The following is a 14,457-nucleotide window of genomic DNA, read 5'->3' on the forward strand; positions in this document are numbered from 1 at the left end:
TGCCCCGGCCGGCTTAACGGCAATGCCACACTCTGGTTCTAAGGTGGCCCGACGCAAACTGGGGCATGCTCGTGGAACGTTTCAATCTCGTCGTCATCGGTTCGGGACCCGCCGGCCGGCGCGCCGCCATTCAGGCGGCCAAGCTGGGCAAGTCCGTGCTGGTCATCGAAAACCGCCTGCAACTGGGCGGCGTCTCGGTGCATACCGGCACGATCCCGTCCAAGACGCTCCGCGAGACGGTGCTCAACCTCTCGGGCTGGCGCGAGCGGGGCTTTTATGGCCTGTCCTACCGGGTCAAGAAGGATATCGAAGGCAAGGACCTGGGCGCGCGGCTGCGCAAGACGCTGGACTATGAAATCGAAGTGCTCGAACACCAGTTCGCCCGCAATGGCGTGCGCACCTTCGGCGGCATGGCGCGGTTCAGGGACGATCACCACGTCACCGTCACCGACCACCATGGCGAAACGCACGGCTTCGCCTTCGATCATGCCATCATCGCGGTCGGCACCGCGCCCTATCGCCCCGCCAATATCGAGTTCGACGGCCATACGGTGATGGACAGCGACACGCTGGTGACCGAACTGCGCGTGCCGCGCAGCCTCACCGTGGTCGGCGCCGGCGTCATCGGCATCGAATATGCGACCATCTTTTCGGCGCTGGACGTGCCGGTGACGATTATCGAGCCGCGCGACAACTTCCTCGATTTCATCGATCGCGAGATCATCGAGGAATTCACCCACGACCTGCGCCAGCGCGGCGTCACCATGCGGCTGGGCGGCAAGGTGGAACGGGTCGAGAAGGACGCACAGGGCTGGGCCATCGCCCATCTCGGCGATGGCAGGCAGATCCGCTCCGACATGCTGCTCTACGCGGCAGGCCGGGTGGGCGCCACCGCGGATCTCGGGCTCGAGGCCTGCGGCGTGGTGCCGGACGAGCGGGGCCGGCTCAAGGTCAATCCCGACACCTTCCAGACGCAGATTCCCCATATCTACGCTGCGGGTGACGTCATCGGTTTCCCCGCGCTGGCCTCGACCTCGATGGAGCAGGGGCGCATTGCCGCGCTGCACGCCTTCGGCGCAAGAATGCCGCCCGCACCCGACTTTTTCCCCTATGGCATTTATGCCGTGCCCGAGATTTCGACCATCGGCCTCACCGAGCAGCAGGTGCGCGAGAAGAAGATTCCCTATGAGTGCGGCGTCGCCCGTTTTCGCGAGACCTCGCGCGGCCACATCATGGGCCTGCAATCGGGTATGATGAAGATGATTGTGGCGCTCGATACGCGTAAGCTGCTCGGCGTCCATATCGTGGGCGAGGGCGCGACCGAACTCATCCATATCGGCCAGGCGGTGCTGAACCTGGGCGCCACGCTCGACTATTTCGTCGAGAACACCTTCAACTATCCCACGCTTGCCGAGGCTTACAAGATCGCCGCGCTCGACGCCTGGAACCGCATGCCGCGGGTAACGCCGGTGGCGCCCGTGGCCGACAAGGCGACGGCAACGCCCGACGCCAGCCCCGAAACGCCGCCGCCAACGGCGTGACGCTTTCTAGCCCGACCGCCCGCTCTGGTTGGCGAGGCCGCTGATCGTCGCCCTGAGGGCGGCGGGCTTGACCGGTTTGGTGACCACGGCGATGCCGCGATCCTCCGCCAGCGTGCGCACCGCCGGGCTGCGATCGGCGGTAACGAGGGCCGCGGGCAGGTGGCCGCCCAGATTGTGGCGCAGCCACTCGATGGCATCGAGGCCGGACGTCTGATCGAGATGGTAGTCCATCAGCACCAGATCGGGATACCAGCCCTCGAGCAGGCGCTCGCGATCGATCTGCTTGAGCGACAGGGCGGTGCGCACGTCGCAGCCCCAATGGACGAGGAGCCCCTCCATGGCCTCGAGGATGGCCCGCTCGTTATCGACGCACAGAACCCGGAGATTGAGCGTGCCGAAGCCAGGCTCGTTGACGGGGCCCTGCACCTCGCTGGACGGGCGCGCATTGCGCACCGCAGGCAGGTAGAGCGAAAAGCGCGAGCCGCGGCCCTCGTTGCTGTCGAGTTCGAGCGTGAGCTTGAGCGCTGCGACCAGGCGCTGCACGATCGAGAGCCCCAGCCCCAGCCCCTGGGCCATGCGCGCGCCCCGCTCGAGCCGCGAGAATTCGGCGAACAGCAGGCGGTGCTGATCGCGATTGAAGCCGATGCCGGTATCGACGACATCGAGCCGCAGCCGGTTGCCGCGCCGCCGCAGGCCCACCAGAACCTTCCCGCCCACCGGCGTGTACTTGATGGCGTTGGAGACCAGGTTCTGGACAATGCGCCCGACCAACGACCGATCGGCCAGGATGGCCCCACGGGTGGGCACGATGCGCAGCGAGATAGAGCGCTCGCGCGCCATGGGGCCGAATTCCACCTCGATCTTCTTGAGCAGGTCCTGTGCCTGGATCGGCGTCGGGGCAGGCTTGAGCGCGCCGCTGTCGATGCGGGAAATGTCGAGCAGCGCCGACATGATGTCTTCCACCGCCGTCAGCGACGCCTCGATGGAATTGGCCAGTTCGGCGAAGGCGGTGGACTTGGCGCGCTCGATCAGCGTCGAGGTGTAGAGGCGCGCCGCATTGAGCGGCTGCAGCAGATCATGGCTGGCGGCGGCGAGAAAGCGCGTCTTGTCGTGGTTGGAGGCGTCGGCCTTGGCGCGGGCCAGTTCCAGCTCGGAATTGACCTGCTTGAGCGCCGACGTGCGCTCTTCGACGCGCAGCTCCAGCGTCTGGTTGATCTGTTCGAGCTGCTGTTCGGCGCGCACCCGTGCGGTGACATCGGTGAAGCTGACGACCAGGCCCCCATCGGGCAGACGGCTCGAATGGAATTCCAGCGATTGGCCGGCATTGGCGGTGCGCTGGGTGACCGTGGTCGGCGCACCGGTCAGCACCCTGATCCGGTCGATGGCCAGTTGTGCCGCATCACCTTGTCCCAGATCGCCGCGCTCGGCCATGAAGAGGGCAATGTCGAACAACGCCGATCCCGGACGGACCAGATCGGCCGGCAGGTCGAGCAGCGTATTGTAGCGCCGGTTCGACGCGACCAGCCGCATTCCGGCATCGAACACGGCGACGCCTTGCGGAATATGGTCCATGGCGAGGCTGAAGGCCCGCACCGGATCGTGGTCTAGCAGCGTCATGGGCGGCTTCGCCCTCCTGGTCGGCGTGTGCCGCTGTTATCGACCCCGCCCGGCATCGGCGCAAGACCGCCATTGGGCCCATTGCATTTGCCCTCGAACCGCTGCAATCCTCGCTCGGGCTACCATTCCGGCTCGATGCATGGCGCACGAGGGAACCTCAGGGGGTTGAAATGAGCGTGTTCAAGGAATTCCGCGATTTTGCCATCAAGGGCAATATGATCGATCTCGCCATCGGCGTGATCATCGGCGCCGCTTTCGGCGCCATCGTCTCCTCCATTGTCGACGACATCTTCATGCCGCTGATCGGCCTGATCATCGGCGGCATCGACTTTTCCAACCTGTTCATCGTCCTCTCCAACCCGGACAATGTCGCCGTTCCGTCCGTCGCCGCGGCCAAGGCGGCAGGCGTGGCCACGCTCAATGTCGGCCTCTTCATCAACGCCGTGGTGAAGTTCACGATCATCGCCTTCGTGCTCTTCATGGTGGTCAAGGGCATCAACTCCATGAAGCGCGAAGCCGCCAAGGAGCCGGTGGAAACAACGCCTGCACCGACCAAGGAAGAGGTGCTTCTCACCGAAATCCGCGACGCGCTGCGCGCCCGCAATCCCTGAAACAACGAGCCGGCCGCGCGCCGGCTTTCTTTTACGTGGGATTTAGGAATAAAGTCATTGACTTTGCATTTGAATGAAAATATCCCTATACGTAGGTAGTTGATCCTATGTTTATTGCGTGTTCATCCGTATCGGACAGAGCCACCACTTAGGTCAATCTACACTTGCGGGACACCTGGGCGGAGGTGCAACGGCGGCGGCCTTCCGGTTTGCCGAGCGGCTCGTTGTGCGCCTGGTCTTGTCCAGTTCTGGATGAACCTGCCGAAGAGGCCATGGCATGAACACGCATACATACTACCACGCCTTTCTCAATCGGGACCGCCTGGTCCACATTGCCGATCCCGATCCCAGTGTCTGCGAAGCGCTCAGTGTCCTGTTCCGGCTCGAGGGTTTCCAGACCATTTTCTCGCTCGAAACCGCGCATTTCCATGCCGCGCTCGAGCGTCGCCACCCCGACGTGGTCATCGCCAATCTCGAACAGGGCGAGGAAAGCGGTCTCGCCATCCTGCGGCGCGTGAAATCCATGCGCACCGGCGTGCCGGTGGTGATGCTGGCCAACGAGCCCATGGTCGAGGCCGCCGTCACCGCCATGAAAATGGGCGCGACCGACGTTCTGACGCGACCCATCGACAGCGAGCACCTGCTCACCATCGTCCGCGATGCATTGCGCAAGGATGTGCATCTGGGCGCCATGCAATCGGGCTCGCGTCCGGTGGAGGTGCGCGGTTTCTCTCAACTGACGCCGCGCGAGCGCGAAGTGTTGCAGCTGATCACCAATGGTCAGTCCAACAAGGAGGCGGGGCGCGAACTGGGCATTTCGCCCAGGACGATCGAAGTGCACCGCGCCCGCGTCATGGAAAAACTGGGCGCCCGCAATACAGCCGACCTGATGCGGATCGTGCTCACCAGTTGAGCCGCGTGGGCGAAAAGCACCCGCGGCGACGCCTGCAGGTGGCGGCACTAGCGCGCCACGATCTCCTTGCGCGGATGTTCGGTGCGTCTCAGTGGCGGTTGCGGTCTCGACCGAATGTTCTGGCGCAGACTGGGCTTGGACTGTATTTGTCTGGAAATTATAGTTATTTTCTAAGGCGTATCCGCTACCATCCCGGAAAAGGTGGGGCCAATGTCCAGGGACCTGTTCGCCAGTTTTGCGGTCGTCGCCCTCTTCGTTGCCATCTGGGCGCTGAGCCAGGAATGGATACGGACGTGGCCGCGCCGGTGGCGCATGCTCGGCGCCGGGCTCTACATGGGCCTGGCTGCAGTCGTCTCCATGATGATGGCCGTTCACTTCACCGTCGGCGTCCTCTTCGATCTGCGCAGCGTCGTGCTCGGCCTCGCGGGACTATTCGGCGGGCCGGTTGCGGCAGTGATTTCAGGGGTGATCGCGGCCGCCTATCGCATCTGGTTGGGTGGTCCTGGACTGACAGCCGGGCTTGTCACCATTGCCGCCGGGTGCCTGTCCGGGTGGATCGCCTTTGCCCTGCGCAAGCAATTCGGGTCGTGGCCAGCGGCACTCACTGTCTTTTCGGTGTTGCAGGCGTCGGTTCCCCTCAGTGCCATGCTGTTCCTGCCCGCAGAGATCAGGGCGCTGGCGTTTTACGGTGTCTTTCTCCCGCTGATGGCGTGGTCGTTCCTGGCAGCGCTGCTGTCGGGCAATGGTATCGAGCTGAGCCGCCGAAGGGGCTGGCTGGCCAATATGCTCAAGGACGCCATCCGTCAGGCGCCGGATTCCTTCTATATCAAGGATCGGAACAGTCGATTCGTGCTGGCCAATTCCGGCGCCGTCCGGGCCCTCGGCGCCCGCGATATCGATGACGCGCTCGGCAAGACAGACTTCGATTTCGACGCCCCCGACCACGCGGCCGTCCTGTTCGATGCCGAACAAGAGGTGATGCGGACAGGCGAGCCGATCGTCGACCTGGAAGAAACGATCCGCTCACACGATGGCACGGTGCGAACCTATGTCACCACGAAATCGGCCATCCGCAATGCCGATGGTTCGGTGGCGGGCCTCGTGGGCTTCACCAAGGACTTCACCGAGCGCGTGGCGCTCGAGCGTCGGCTCCAGGAGCAGCAGGACGACCTCGACGTGGTTTTGAGCGGCATGTCGGATGGCATCGCGCGGTTCGACCAGGACAACCGCCTCATGTTCCAGAATGCCAATTATGCCGGGCTCTTCCCCAAGACCGGGGCGGCCCGACGGCCCGGAGCTGCCCTTGCGGACATTCTCGATGCCGTGCTCGCCAGTGGAGAACAGATCGTCGATCCGGAGATGCGTGCGGAATGGAAGGCGCGGGTGCTCGCCAATACAGTCACCGGCGGCGAAGAGCAGGTGCAGATGGCCGACGGCCGCTGGCTTCGCATCCGGACCCAGCCGCTGATGGGTGGAGGCGCTGTGGTCATCGTTTCCGACGTGAGCGCGTTCAAGCGCGCGGAGTTCGAGCAGACTGCGGCGGCGCGGCAATTCCGGCTGCTGGCGACGACGGACGGCCTGACGGGCCTGCACAATCGTCGCGACTTCGACGAGGCCCTGGCGCGCGAGTTCAGCGGCGGACGCGCCGGACACGGCATCATCAGCCTCCTGATGATCGACATCGATCACTTCAAGAAGTTCAATGACTTCTACGGTCACCTGGCGGGCGACGAATGCCTCAGGCGGGTGGCCGAATGCATCGGCCAGGCCTGCAAGCGCGAGGGCGACGTCGCCGCGCGCTATGGCGGGGAGGAATTCGCGGTGATCCTGCCGGGCACTGATCCCACCGGCGCGGCCGTGGTTGCGGGGAACCTGCTCAAGGCCATCGCCGGGATGCAGATACCGCATGAAGCGAGCGCCTCCGGTGTCGTCAGCGTCAGCATTGGCATTGCCAGTGGCGACGTGATCCATTCCGGCGCGACCGAACTCCTCAAGGCCGCCGATGCGGCGCTCTATCAGGCCAAGAGCGATGGCCGCGACCGGTTTGTCGCGACCCGGCTCTAGTTCCCGTCAGCGCCGTCTGGCGATGGGCCAGCTGACGGCGACGAACAGCAGGCCGGCCGCCACCAGGACGAAGGCTATCCCGAGGCTCCAGTGCTGGGCCACGAAGCCGATGGCAGCGGGACCGGCAAGGATGCCTGCATAGCCAAGAGTGGTAATGGCGGCGATCGCCAGACTGGGGGGCATGCGGGTCTGGTTGCCGGCTGCGGTGAACAGCACCGGCACGATATTGGATGCGCCGATCCCCACGAGCAGGAAGCCTGCAAAGGCAAGCGGTTGCGCCGGCGCAAAGACGGCCAGCAGGAAGCCGGCCGCCGCTACGAGACCGCCCCCCACCACGACCTTCATGCCGCCCAGCGTGCGGACGATGACATCCCCGGTCAGTCGGCCCAGCGTCATGGCGATGGCGAACATGGTGTAGCCGAAGCCCGCCTGCGCAGGGTCCACCTGATGCGTGCCGATCAGGAACAGCGCGCTCCAGTCGAGGATGGCGCCTTCGCCGAGGAAAACCAGGAAGCACAGGAGGCCGATGAAGATGACGATGCCCTTGGGAACCACGAAGAGGGGCGTGTCCCCGGCCTCCTGGTTGCCATAGGGCAGGAGCCCGGGGAAGGAGAACACCAGAAGCCCGACAAGCATGGCGCTGATGACCAATGTCGCCGCCAGCGGGGCCATGCCCGCCGCGAGAATGAGGCTCACCCCGCCCGCACCGACGATGCCGCCGAGGCTGAACAGGCCATGGAAGCCCGGCATCATGGTGCGGCCGCTGTCCTTTTCCACCATGACGGCCTGAATGTTCATGGCCACGTCGACCGTGCCGACGCTGGCCCCGAAGAGCGCCAATGCAATAGCGAGGCCGGCTACGGTGTCGACGATGGCGAGGAACGGCAGGACGATGGCAACGGCAATCGAACTGGCGACGATCACGGCGCGGCAACCGAAACGGCTGGCAAGGATGCCGGTGATCGGCATGGCGATGATTGATCCCAGACCAAGGCACAGGAGCAGCAGGCCAAGGGCGCCATCTTCCACGCCGACCCGTGCCTTGGCGAAAGGCACGAGCGGCGCCCAGGCCGCCATGGCAAGACCTGCCACCAGGAAGACGGCGCGCGTGGCCCATTGCTCGCGTTGGCCGGTCGCCGCGTGAAGGGGTGCGGTGGAATGGGTTATGTCGGACATGAAAGACACTCGTATGGATGAGGCCGCGTGATCAGACGCGGGTGAAGATGGCGCGAGACGACAGCGCGATGACCACCATCGCTGCGCAGAGGGTGAAGAAGGCGGTCTGCAGGCTCGTTGCGTGGGCGATGAGGCCGATTGCGGCCGGGCCGGCGATGATGCCGACATAGCCAACCGTCAGGACCGATGCGACGGCCAGATTGGCGGGCATGCGCCGGGTTCTGCCGGTCAGCGTGAAGAGGATCGGAGCAATGTTGGAAATGCCGGCTCCGACCAGCAGGAAGCCAGCAAGCGCCATGAGGGGTGACGTAACGAGCAGGCTGACAAGGAAACCGAGCGTCGCCAGCATCGCGCTGCCAATCAACAGCCTGAGGTCGCCGATCGCGGTGCGGAGGCGGTCGCCCAGCAATCGGCCCGCCGTCATGGTGATCGCAAAGGCGGTATAGGCAAAGCCGGCCAGCCCGAGATCGGCATCGTGCGCCTCGATCATGAAGAGGGCACCCCAATCGAGCACGCCGCCTTCGGCCAGCATGGCGAGAAGACTGAGCACGCCGATCGCCAGAACCACGCCTCGGGGGACGATGAACGCGGGCGGGCGCTCACCACCATTGTCGGCAAAGGGCAGGAGACCGGGCCGGGCGAGAAGCAAAAGCCCCGCCATGGCCACCGAGACGATTACCGCTGCATGCAGCGGCTGCACACCCTGGGCGAGCAGCATGGCGATAGTCGCGGAGCCGATGATGCCGCCCAGGCTGAACATGGCGTGGAAACCCGACATGAGCGCAACGCCCTCCTGGCGCTCGACCAGTACCGCCTGCAGGTTCATGGCGACCGAGGTGCAGCCCATGACGACGCCGAACAGCAACAGCGCCGGCATCATGGTCCAGAGCGTTCCGGCGGTGGCGAGCAGCGGCAGCATCAGGCACAGTCCGGAGGCAGAGGCCGAGATCACCTGCCGGCAGCCGTAGCGCGACGTCAGGAATGCGGTCATCGGCATGGCGACGATGGAGCCGACGCCCATGCAGAGCAGCAACAGGCCCAGTGTGCCCTCGTCGATCCCCAGCCGTATCTTGGCGACAGGGATCAGCGGCGCCCAGGCGCCAAGCACAATGCCGCCCAGGGCGAAGATGGCGCGCGTGCCGATCCGCTGGGGTGATGCGCCGGTAAATGCGATGGTCATGACGGGTCTCCGATGAGACCACAATTGCAGAATGTGCATAAACATGCAATATCGTGCACAAACAGGAATTGAAGATGCTGAACGACGAACGGTTGGACCGGATCAAGGACATGCTGAATGCCGATGGCCGCGTGGTTGCCAATGATCTGGCAGCGACATTCGGCGTTTCGGAAGACACGATCCGTCGCGATCTGCGGGAACTGGCCAGGCTGGGGTTTTGTCGCCGGGTTTACGGCGGCGCGCTGCTGCCGTCGCCCGACACGGGCGCCCTGGCCGTGCGTGCCACCGAACGGCAGGGAGCCAAGGCAAGCCTCGCGCGCGCCGCAGTCGCCCAGCTCAAGAGTGGCCAGACCGTTTTCATCGACGCCGGCTCGACCAACCTCGCCATCGCCAGGGCGCTGCCAACGGACCTGCGGCTGACCGTCGTCACCAACGCACCGGCGATCGCGACGACCTTGTCCGATCACCCCCAGATCGAAGTCATCGTGCTCGGCGGTCTGTACGATCAGGGGAAGGGCGCCTGCCTCGGGCCGCAGACGATCCGGGAGGCCACGCAGATTTTTGCCGATCTCTTCGTTCTGGGTGCCTGCGGCGTCGATGCACGTATCGGCGTCACCGCGCTCGATGCCGGCGAGGCCGAGGTCAAGCGCACGATGATCGCCCAGAGCAGCCTGCTGCTGATCGCGGCGACGGCGGACAAGCTCGGCACGGTGGCGCCGTTCCGCATCGCCGAGCCGTCACGCATCGATCATCTTGTCGTCGAGGATGGCATCGGCGATGTCTCGGGCTTTGCCGCGCTCGACATCGCCATTCACCGGGCCGGCGACTAGCCGCCGAGGCTGGGAAGGGTCAGGTCACCCGAGGTCAGCTTGCTGGCCGTGATCGCAGCGTCGGCGCGCTCGCGCGGCAGCTCGAGGCTGGTCCAGACGCTGACCAGCGCATGCCGGAGCTCGAAGATCATCTCGTCGGTATGGAGCGGTGTCGGCGTGATGCGCAGGCGTTCGGTGCCCTTGGGCACGGTCGGGTAATTGATCGGCTGGATGTAGATATTGTGCTTGTCGAGCAGCATGTCGCTGGCGGCCTTGACGGCGCGCGCGTCGCCTACGATCAGCGGCACGATATGGGTCGAGGTTTCCATCACCGGCAGGCCGGCATCGGCGAGGATTGCCTTGGTCAGCCGGGCCTGGCGCTGATGCATGATGCGCTCTTCGCCATTGCCCTTGAGATGCTCGATGGAGGCGCGGGCGGCCGCGCACAAGGCCGGGGGCAGGGCCGTTGTGAAGATGAATTCGGGAGCGTACGAGCGCACCGCGTCGATGATGGCGCGATTGGCGGCGATATAGCCCCCCATGACCCCAAAGCCCTTGGCCAGCGTGCCCTCGATCACGTCGATGCGTTCCATCAGGCCTTCGCGCTCGGCAATGCCGCCGCCGCGCGGGCCGTACATGCCCACGGCATGGACTTCGTCGATATAGGTGAGGGCGCCGAATTCCTCGGCGAGGTCGCAGATTTCCTTGATGGGGGCGATATCGCCATCCATCGAATAAACGCTCTCGAAGGCAATGAGCTTGGGCCGCTTGCGATCGACCTGGCTGAGGAGTTCGCGCAGGTGCGCCACGTCATTGTGCCGGAAGATCTTCTTTTCCATGCCCGATTGACGCACGCCTTGGATCATCGAGGCGTGGTTGAGCTGGTCCGAGAAGATGATGCAGTCGGGCAAAAGCCGCGCAATGGTCGAGAGCGCGGCTTCATTGGAGACGAAGCCCGAGGTGAAGACCAGCGCCGCTTCCTTGCGGTGCAGGTCGGCGAGCGAGCGCTCGAGCTCGACCAGCGGGCGGTTGGTGCCGGAAATGTTGCGGGTGCCGCCAGCGCCGACGCCCATCGTGCCGGCGGTCTGCTGCATCGCCTGCACGACCTTTTCGTGCTGGCCCATGCCGAGGTAGTCGTTGGAGCACCAGATGGTGATTTCGCGGGCATTGTCCGCATCGTCGCGATAGACGGCGCGGGGAAAGCGCCCGGCGATCCGTTCGAGGTCAGCAAACACGCGATAGCGCTTCTCCGACCGCAGCGTGTCCACTGCATCCTCGAAAATTCCGCGATAATCCATGAGGCCGTTCCTTTGCGAGCGCAGATCCGGCGGGGCGGCCGATCGCTGCTCTCTATGGTCTACCTAGTCCCCGGGACGCCGTATTGACATATGTCAATTCGACGCGCTGGCGCGCCAAGCCCTTCACGCCATTGGGAAGCGCCGGTCAATTTAAGAGCAATTCTAAAGTAAGCGCCAATCTCTGCCAACCACCGATATGGGTGGGGTGCGCAGCTGTCTCATGTGGCATTCGCGCCCGGCCTGCATCGCAGGTTAACCGCAGCGCGCGGACCATGTTGATAGTTTGTTCCGACTGCGCTTAGATCAACCTGTCCGGTGGGGCGGACATGGGGGGAGTTTTGGCGTGAAGAGTTTTTCTTCGTCGAGTTTCGCCGGCCAGCATTCTGACGCAATGGCACTGGCGCATGCCGCCGTGCAGCGCAATCCGCAGGCCCTGTTCACCGATTTCCAGTGGTTTCTCTACAAGGGCCAGGACACGGTGTTCTTCACCGCCTTCTCGACCCAGAGCTACGACCGTGACCGGCTGGGCAACATGGTCGCCGAGATGATCGCGCTGGCGCCGCAGCTGACCCACGGATTCGTCGGCGCCGAACCGGGACAGCCCTTTCCGAAGCATCTGCTGGACGCCATCACCTCGGTGGAAATCGTCGACGAATTCGACGGCTACCCCGACAAGTGGCTGAGTAAGTCTTCCGATATCTTCGAGCGTGAGGACCTGCCGCTGTTCCGCGTCATGGCTGCGGTGCGGCGCGACGGACCCGACGCGCAGGGGCGCGCCGCAGTGTTGCAGGTGCGCTCCAGTCACGCCCTGCTCGAGGGCTCCGATTCGGCGCTCCTCACCCGCTCGGCTGCCGCCGGTCACGGCGTCCAGTCCGACAAGTCCAACAAGCTGCCGTTCGGCGAGCGCATGAAAAGCGCGCTGCGCGGCGGGCTCACCGCCTTCATCTATCTGGTGCTCGCCAACATCCTGGCGCCCCGGGAACAGCCCTGGGGCTTCCGGACGCTTGCCATCGAGCGCCACCGGCTGCGCCTCCTCGCCAACAAGCTCGGCGTGCGCCAGCGCTCGCTGATGTTCGCACTCGTGACCCATGCGCTCAACGGCGAGGGCGCCGAAAAGCACATGAGCAAGAAGGTCATCGGGGCCGCCTACACAATGCTCGATACCAAGCGGAACAATACCGACGACGACTTCTTCCGCGTCAGGGCGCTGGAAGCCAAGTTCCAGGTCATGGATGATTTCGTTGAATATGTCCGCGCCGTCGATAACACCGTGGCCGGCATCGAACAGAAGGACATCACGTCCTTCCAGGTGGTGATCAACGCCATGTTCAAGGCCATGCGCACGCTCAACCGCGTGATCCCGGCCCTGCCCAACAAGCGCTTCTGGCGCTTCAACGGCGGCATGCACATCGTTCTGACGCTGGTGCCGCCGCACCGAACCTACGGGCCCATGACCCACGGCATGGTCGAGCCGCTCTATTGCGGCGCCTGGCATACCGAGGTGAACATCTGCACCTTTTGTCCGGGCCGGGAATACGTGACGCTCAACTTCTCGATGGAGCAGCGCCACATCGCCCATGTCGACAAGATCCTGGGCCTTCTCGACGAGGTGGAACGACGAGACGTCGGTCCCCACGTCATGGCTCCGTCGGTAGAGCGCCTTCGCTAGCGGGGCTGCTCGCGCCGCAGCACGAAGAAATAGGGCTTCGACGAGCCGCGCATGTCCATGGCGCCGACGACGGTGTCGGCGTCAACCGTGCGGAACACATCGTTGATCGGCAGCGCGTCGTAGATCATCGTCGCCGAAACGACGCCGCGAAATTCCGTCATGCGCAGCCGCGCCCGTGGCTTGTCCGTACCTGCCACAAGCGAGGCGAGGCGGACCACCTGCCGGGAGGCCAGTCGTTGCGCGAGGCCCACACGCGTCGTCAGCAGGGACATCGGCAGCCAGGCCGGATTGAGGGCAAACAAGCGCCCCCCGGCTTGCGAGAACACCAGGGGATGAGCGCTGTCGGCGTCATCGAACCGCTTGCCGTGCCAACCGGCCCTGGCCAGGAGACCATCCATCGGGTGGCCCGTCGGCAACTCCGTCCCCCGCCAGTTCCCCAACATGTCCGTGATGACCACTGGCGGCAGCCCGTCAAACCATGCCAATGCGGTTTCGGTCGTCGTACCGTGTTCAAGCTCGATGAGCTGCGATTGGCGTTCCGAGATCTCTGCCACTTGTCCCCCGTCCATCTGGTCCGGCGACATAAAGATGACGTGCGATCATTGGCAACCGAAACGCCGGCAACAATTTCTGACGTACGTACATCAAATCACTTGCCGCGTTTGGTTTCTCCGGGTTATCTGGCATTGTTCCTCTTCTGCGGATCATGCGTCATGTCCGAATTCGCCAGCTATCCCAGCCTCGACAATCGCCCCGTCATCATCTCAGGCGGCGCCTCTGGCATCGGGGAGGCCATGGTCCGGGCTTTTGCGGCGCAGGGCGCGAAGGTCGGCTTCGTCGATATCGCCGTGGAAGCAGGCGAAGCGCTTGCATCCGAGCTTCGACAGAAAGGCCAGACGGCGCGGTTCATCCGCTGCGACGTCACCGATATTGCGGCCTACCAGTCGGCGATTGCCGAACTCGCTGCCGCTCACGGCGATGCGCTGGTGCTGATCAACAATGCCGCGCATGACCAGCGCCATCTCTGGAACGAAGTGACGCCCGACGACTGGGACCGGCGCATGGCGGTCAACCTCAAGCACGCCTTCTTCGCCACCCAGGCGGTTGCACCTGGAATGGCCCGAGCGGGCAGGGGCGCGGTCATCAACTACGGCTCGATCAGTTGGATGGTCATGACGCCGGGTCTGCCGGTCTATGAAACCGCCAAGGCCGCGCTGCATGGCCTGACGCGATCCATGGCGCGCGAACTGGGTCCCTCGGGCATCCGGGTCAACACGCTCGTGCCCGGTGCGGTCATGACCCAGCGCCAGCTCGACCTCTGGATTTCTCCCGAAGCCCTGACCGACATCAAGGAAAACCAGGCCATTCCCCAAGCCTTGTCGCCTGACGACTGCGCGCGGCTGGCGCTGTTCCTCGCGGCCGATGACAGTGCCATGATCACCGGACAGCACTTTCTGGTCGATGCCGGATGGGCCAATACCTGAGCGGCGTTCATCAGGCGTTCATCACTTTTCCCTCATCACGCTCCTGCCTTAATCAGGGGCAACACAAGGCCACTATCCGCGAATCCTTTTGGGGG

12 protein-coding genes are annotated in these 14,457 nt (G+C 64.4%); 7 read left to right on the forward strand and 5 right to left on the reverse strand.

What is annotated here, in order from left to right; translation table 11 throughout:
* The first annotated feature begins 71 nt into the window (after window positions 1-71).
* A complete protein-coding gene (sthA, locus tag CCK88_RS00525; protein ID WP_086470736.1) occupies window positions 72-1,541 on the forward strand; it encodes a Si-specific NAD(P)(+) transhydrogenase in 1,470 nt (489 codons plus the stop codon).
* A 6-nt stretch (window positions 1,542-1,547) separates the two neighbouring features.
* Here sthA and CCK88_RS00530 read toward each other — a convergent pair whose 3' ends face one another.
* Entirely contained in the window at window positions 1,548-3,158 is a 1,611-nt protein-coding gene (locus tag CCK88_RS00530) for an ATP-binding response regulator (protein ID WP_086468615.1), read from the reverse strand.
* A gap of 176 nt (window positions 3,159-3,334) precedes the next feature.
* Here CCK88_RS00530 and mscL point away from each other — a divergent pair, with 176 nt between their 5' ends.
* The 3 genes from mscL (at window position 3,335) to CCK88_RS00545 (ending at window position 6,746) form a co-directional block, all read left to right on the forward strand.
* A complete protein-coding gene (gene mscL, locus CCK88_RS00535) occupies window positions 3,335-3,769 on the forward strand; it encodes a large conductance mechanosensitive channel protein MscL (protein ID WP_170926462.1) in 435 nt (144 codons plus the stop codon).
* Between the two features lie 277 nt (window positions 3,770-4,046).
* Window positions 4,047-4,682 (forward strand): response regulator transcription factor, encoded by a 636-nt coding sequence (locus tag CCK88_RS00540; RefSeq protein ID WP_086468617.1) that lies wholly within the window; start codon window positions 4,047-4,049, stop codon window positions 4,680-4,682.
* Window positions 4,683-4,892: 210 nt separating this feature from the next.
* A complete protein-coding gene (locus CCK88_RS00545) occupies window positions 4,893-6,746 on the forward strand; it encodes a diguanylate cyclase (RefSeq protein ID WP_086468618.1) in 1,854 nt (617 codons plus the stop codon).
* A gap of 6 nt (window positions 6,747-6,752) precedes the next feature.
* Here the strand turns inward: CCK88_RS00545 and CCK88_RS00550 are convergent, their stop codons facing one another.
* Both CCK88_RS00550 and CCK88_RS00555 read right to left on the reverse strand, forming a co-directional pair.
* A complete protein-coding gene (locus CCK88_RS00550; protein WP_086468619.1) occupies window positions 6,753-7,922 on the reverse strand; it encodes an MFS transporter in 1,170 nt (389 codons plus the stop codon).
* Between the two features lie 31 nt (window positions 7,923-7,953).
* Window positions 7,954-9,102, reverse strand: coding sequence for an MFS transporter (locus tag CCK88_RS00555; protein ID WP_086468620.1), 1,149 nt, complete (start codon window positions 9,100-9,102; stop codon window positions 7,954-7,956).
* A gap of 74 nt (window positions 9,103-9,176) precedes the next feature.
* Between CCK88_RS00555 and CCK88_RS00560 the strand changes: the two genes are divergently transcribed.
* Window positions 9,177-9,932: a DeoR/GlpR family DNA-binding transcription regulator gene (locus CCK88_RS00560; RefSeq protein WP_086468621.1), complete on the forward strand. Its 756-nt coding sequence runs from the start codon at window positions 9,177-9,179 to the stop codon at window positions 9,930-9,932.
* Here the strand turns inward: CCK88_RS00560 and hemA are convergent.
* On the reverse strand, window positions 9,929-11,209 hold the full coding sequence (hemA, locus tag CCK88_RS00565; protein ID WP_086468622.1) for a 5-aminolevulinate synthase: 1,281 nt from the start codon (window positions 11,207-11,209) through the stop codon (window positions 9,929-9,931). The two genes, CCK88_RS00560 and hemA, sit on opposite strands and share 4 nt — an antisense overlap.
* A 343-nt stretch (window positions 11,210-11,552) precedes the next feature.
* Between hemA and CCK88_RS00570 the strand changes: the two genes are divergently transcribed.
* Window positions 11,553-12,878: a hypothetical protein gene (locus CCK88_RS00570; RefSeq protein WP_140048842.1), complete on the forward strand. Its 1,326-nt coding sequence runs from the start codon at window positions 11,553-11,555 to the stop codon at window positions 12,876-12,878.
* On the opposite strand, the gene CCK88_RS00575 is transcribed toward CCK88_RS00570, so the two are convergent.
* Window positions 12,875-13,432: a DUF4334 domain-containing protein gene (locus tag CCK88_RS00575; RefSeq protein WP_210189890.1), complete on the reverse strand. Its 558-nt coding sequence runs from the start codon at window positions 13,430-13,432 to the stop codon at window positions 12,875-12,877. The genes CCK88_RS00570 and CCK88_RS00575 overlap by 4 nt on opposite strands.
* A 159-nt stretch (window positions 13,433-13,591) precedes the next feature.
* On the opposite strand from CCK88_RS00575, the gene CCK88_RS00580 reads away from it, so the two are divergent.
* Entirely contained in the window at window positions 13,592-14,362 is a 771-nt protein-coding gene (locus CCK88_RS00580) for an SDR family NAD(P)-dependent oxidoreductase (RefSeq protein ID WP_086468624.1), read from the forward strand.
* The last annotated feature ends 95 nt before the right edge of the window (window positions 14,363-14,457 follow it).

It is taken from the genome of Devosia lucknowensis, assembly GCF_900177655.1.
In the GTDB taxonomy this organism is placed as follows: Bacteria; Pseudomonadota; Alphaproteobacteria; order Rhizobiales; family Devosiaceae; genus Devosia; species Devosia lucknowensis.

What these genes read in the sequence shown, in the direction of transcription:
- CCK88_RS00560 (WP_086468621.1), top strand. Translation starts at nt 9,177, where the DNA reads ATGCTGAACGACGAACGGTTGGACCGGATCAAGGACATGCTGAATGCC.
- hemA (WP_086468622.1), bottom strand. Translation starts at nt 11,209, where the DNA reads ATGGATTATCGCGGAATTTTCGAGGATGCAGTGGACACGCTGCGGTCG.
- CCK88_RS00580 (WP_086468624.1), top strand. Translation starts at nt 13,592, where the DNA reads ATGTCCGAATTCGCCAGCTATCCCAGCCTCGACAATCGCCCCGTCATC.
- CCK88_RS00530 (WP_086468615.1), bottom strand. Translation starts at nt 3,158, where the DNA reads ATGACGCTGCTAGACCACGATCCGGTGCGGGCCTTCAGCCTCGCCATG.
- CCK88_RS00550 (WP_086468619.1), bottom strand. Translation starts at nt 7,922, where the DNA reads ATGTCCGACATAACCCATTCCACCGCACCCCTTCACGCGGCGACCGGC.
- CCK88_RS00555 (WP_086468620.1), bottom strand. Translation starts at nt 9,102, where the DNA reads ATGACCATCGCATTTACCGGCGCATCACCCCAGCGGATCGGCACGCGC.
- CCK88_RS00540 (WP_086468617.1), top strand. Translation starts at nt 4,047, where the DNA reads ATGAACACGCATACATACTACCACGCCTTTCTCAATCGGGACCGCCTG.
- CCK88_RS00545 (WP_086468618.1), top strand. Translation starts at nt 4,893, where the DNA reads ATGTCCAGGGACCTGTTCGCCAGTTTTGCGGTCGTCGCCCTCTTCGTT.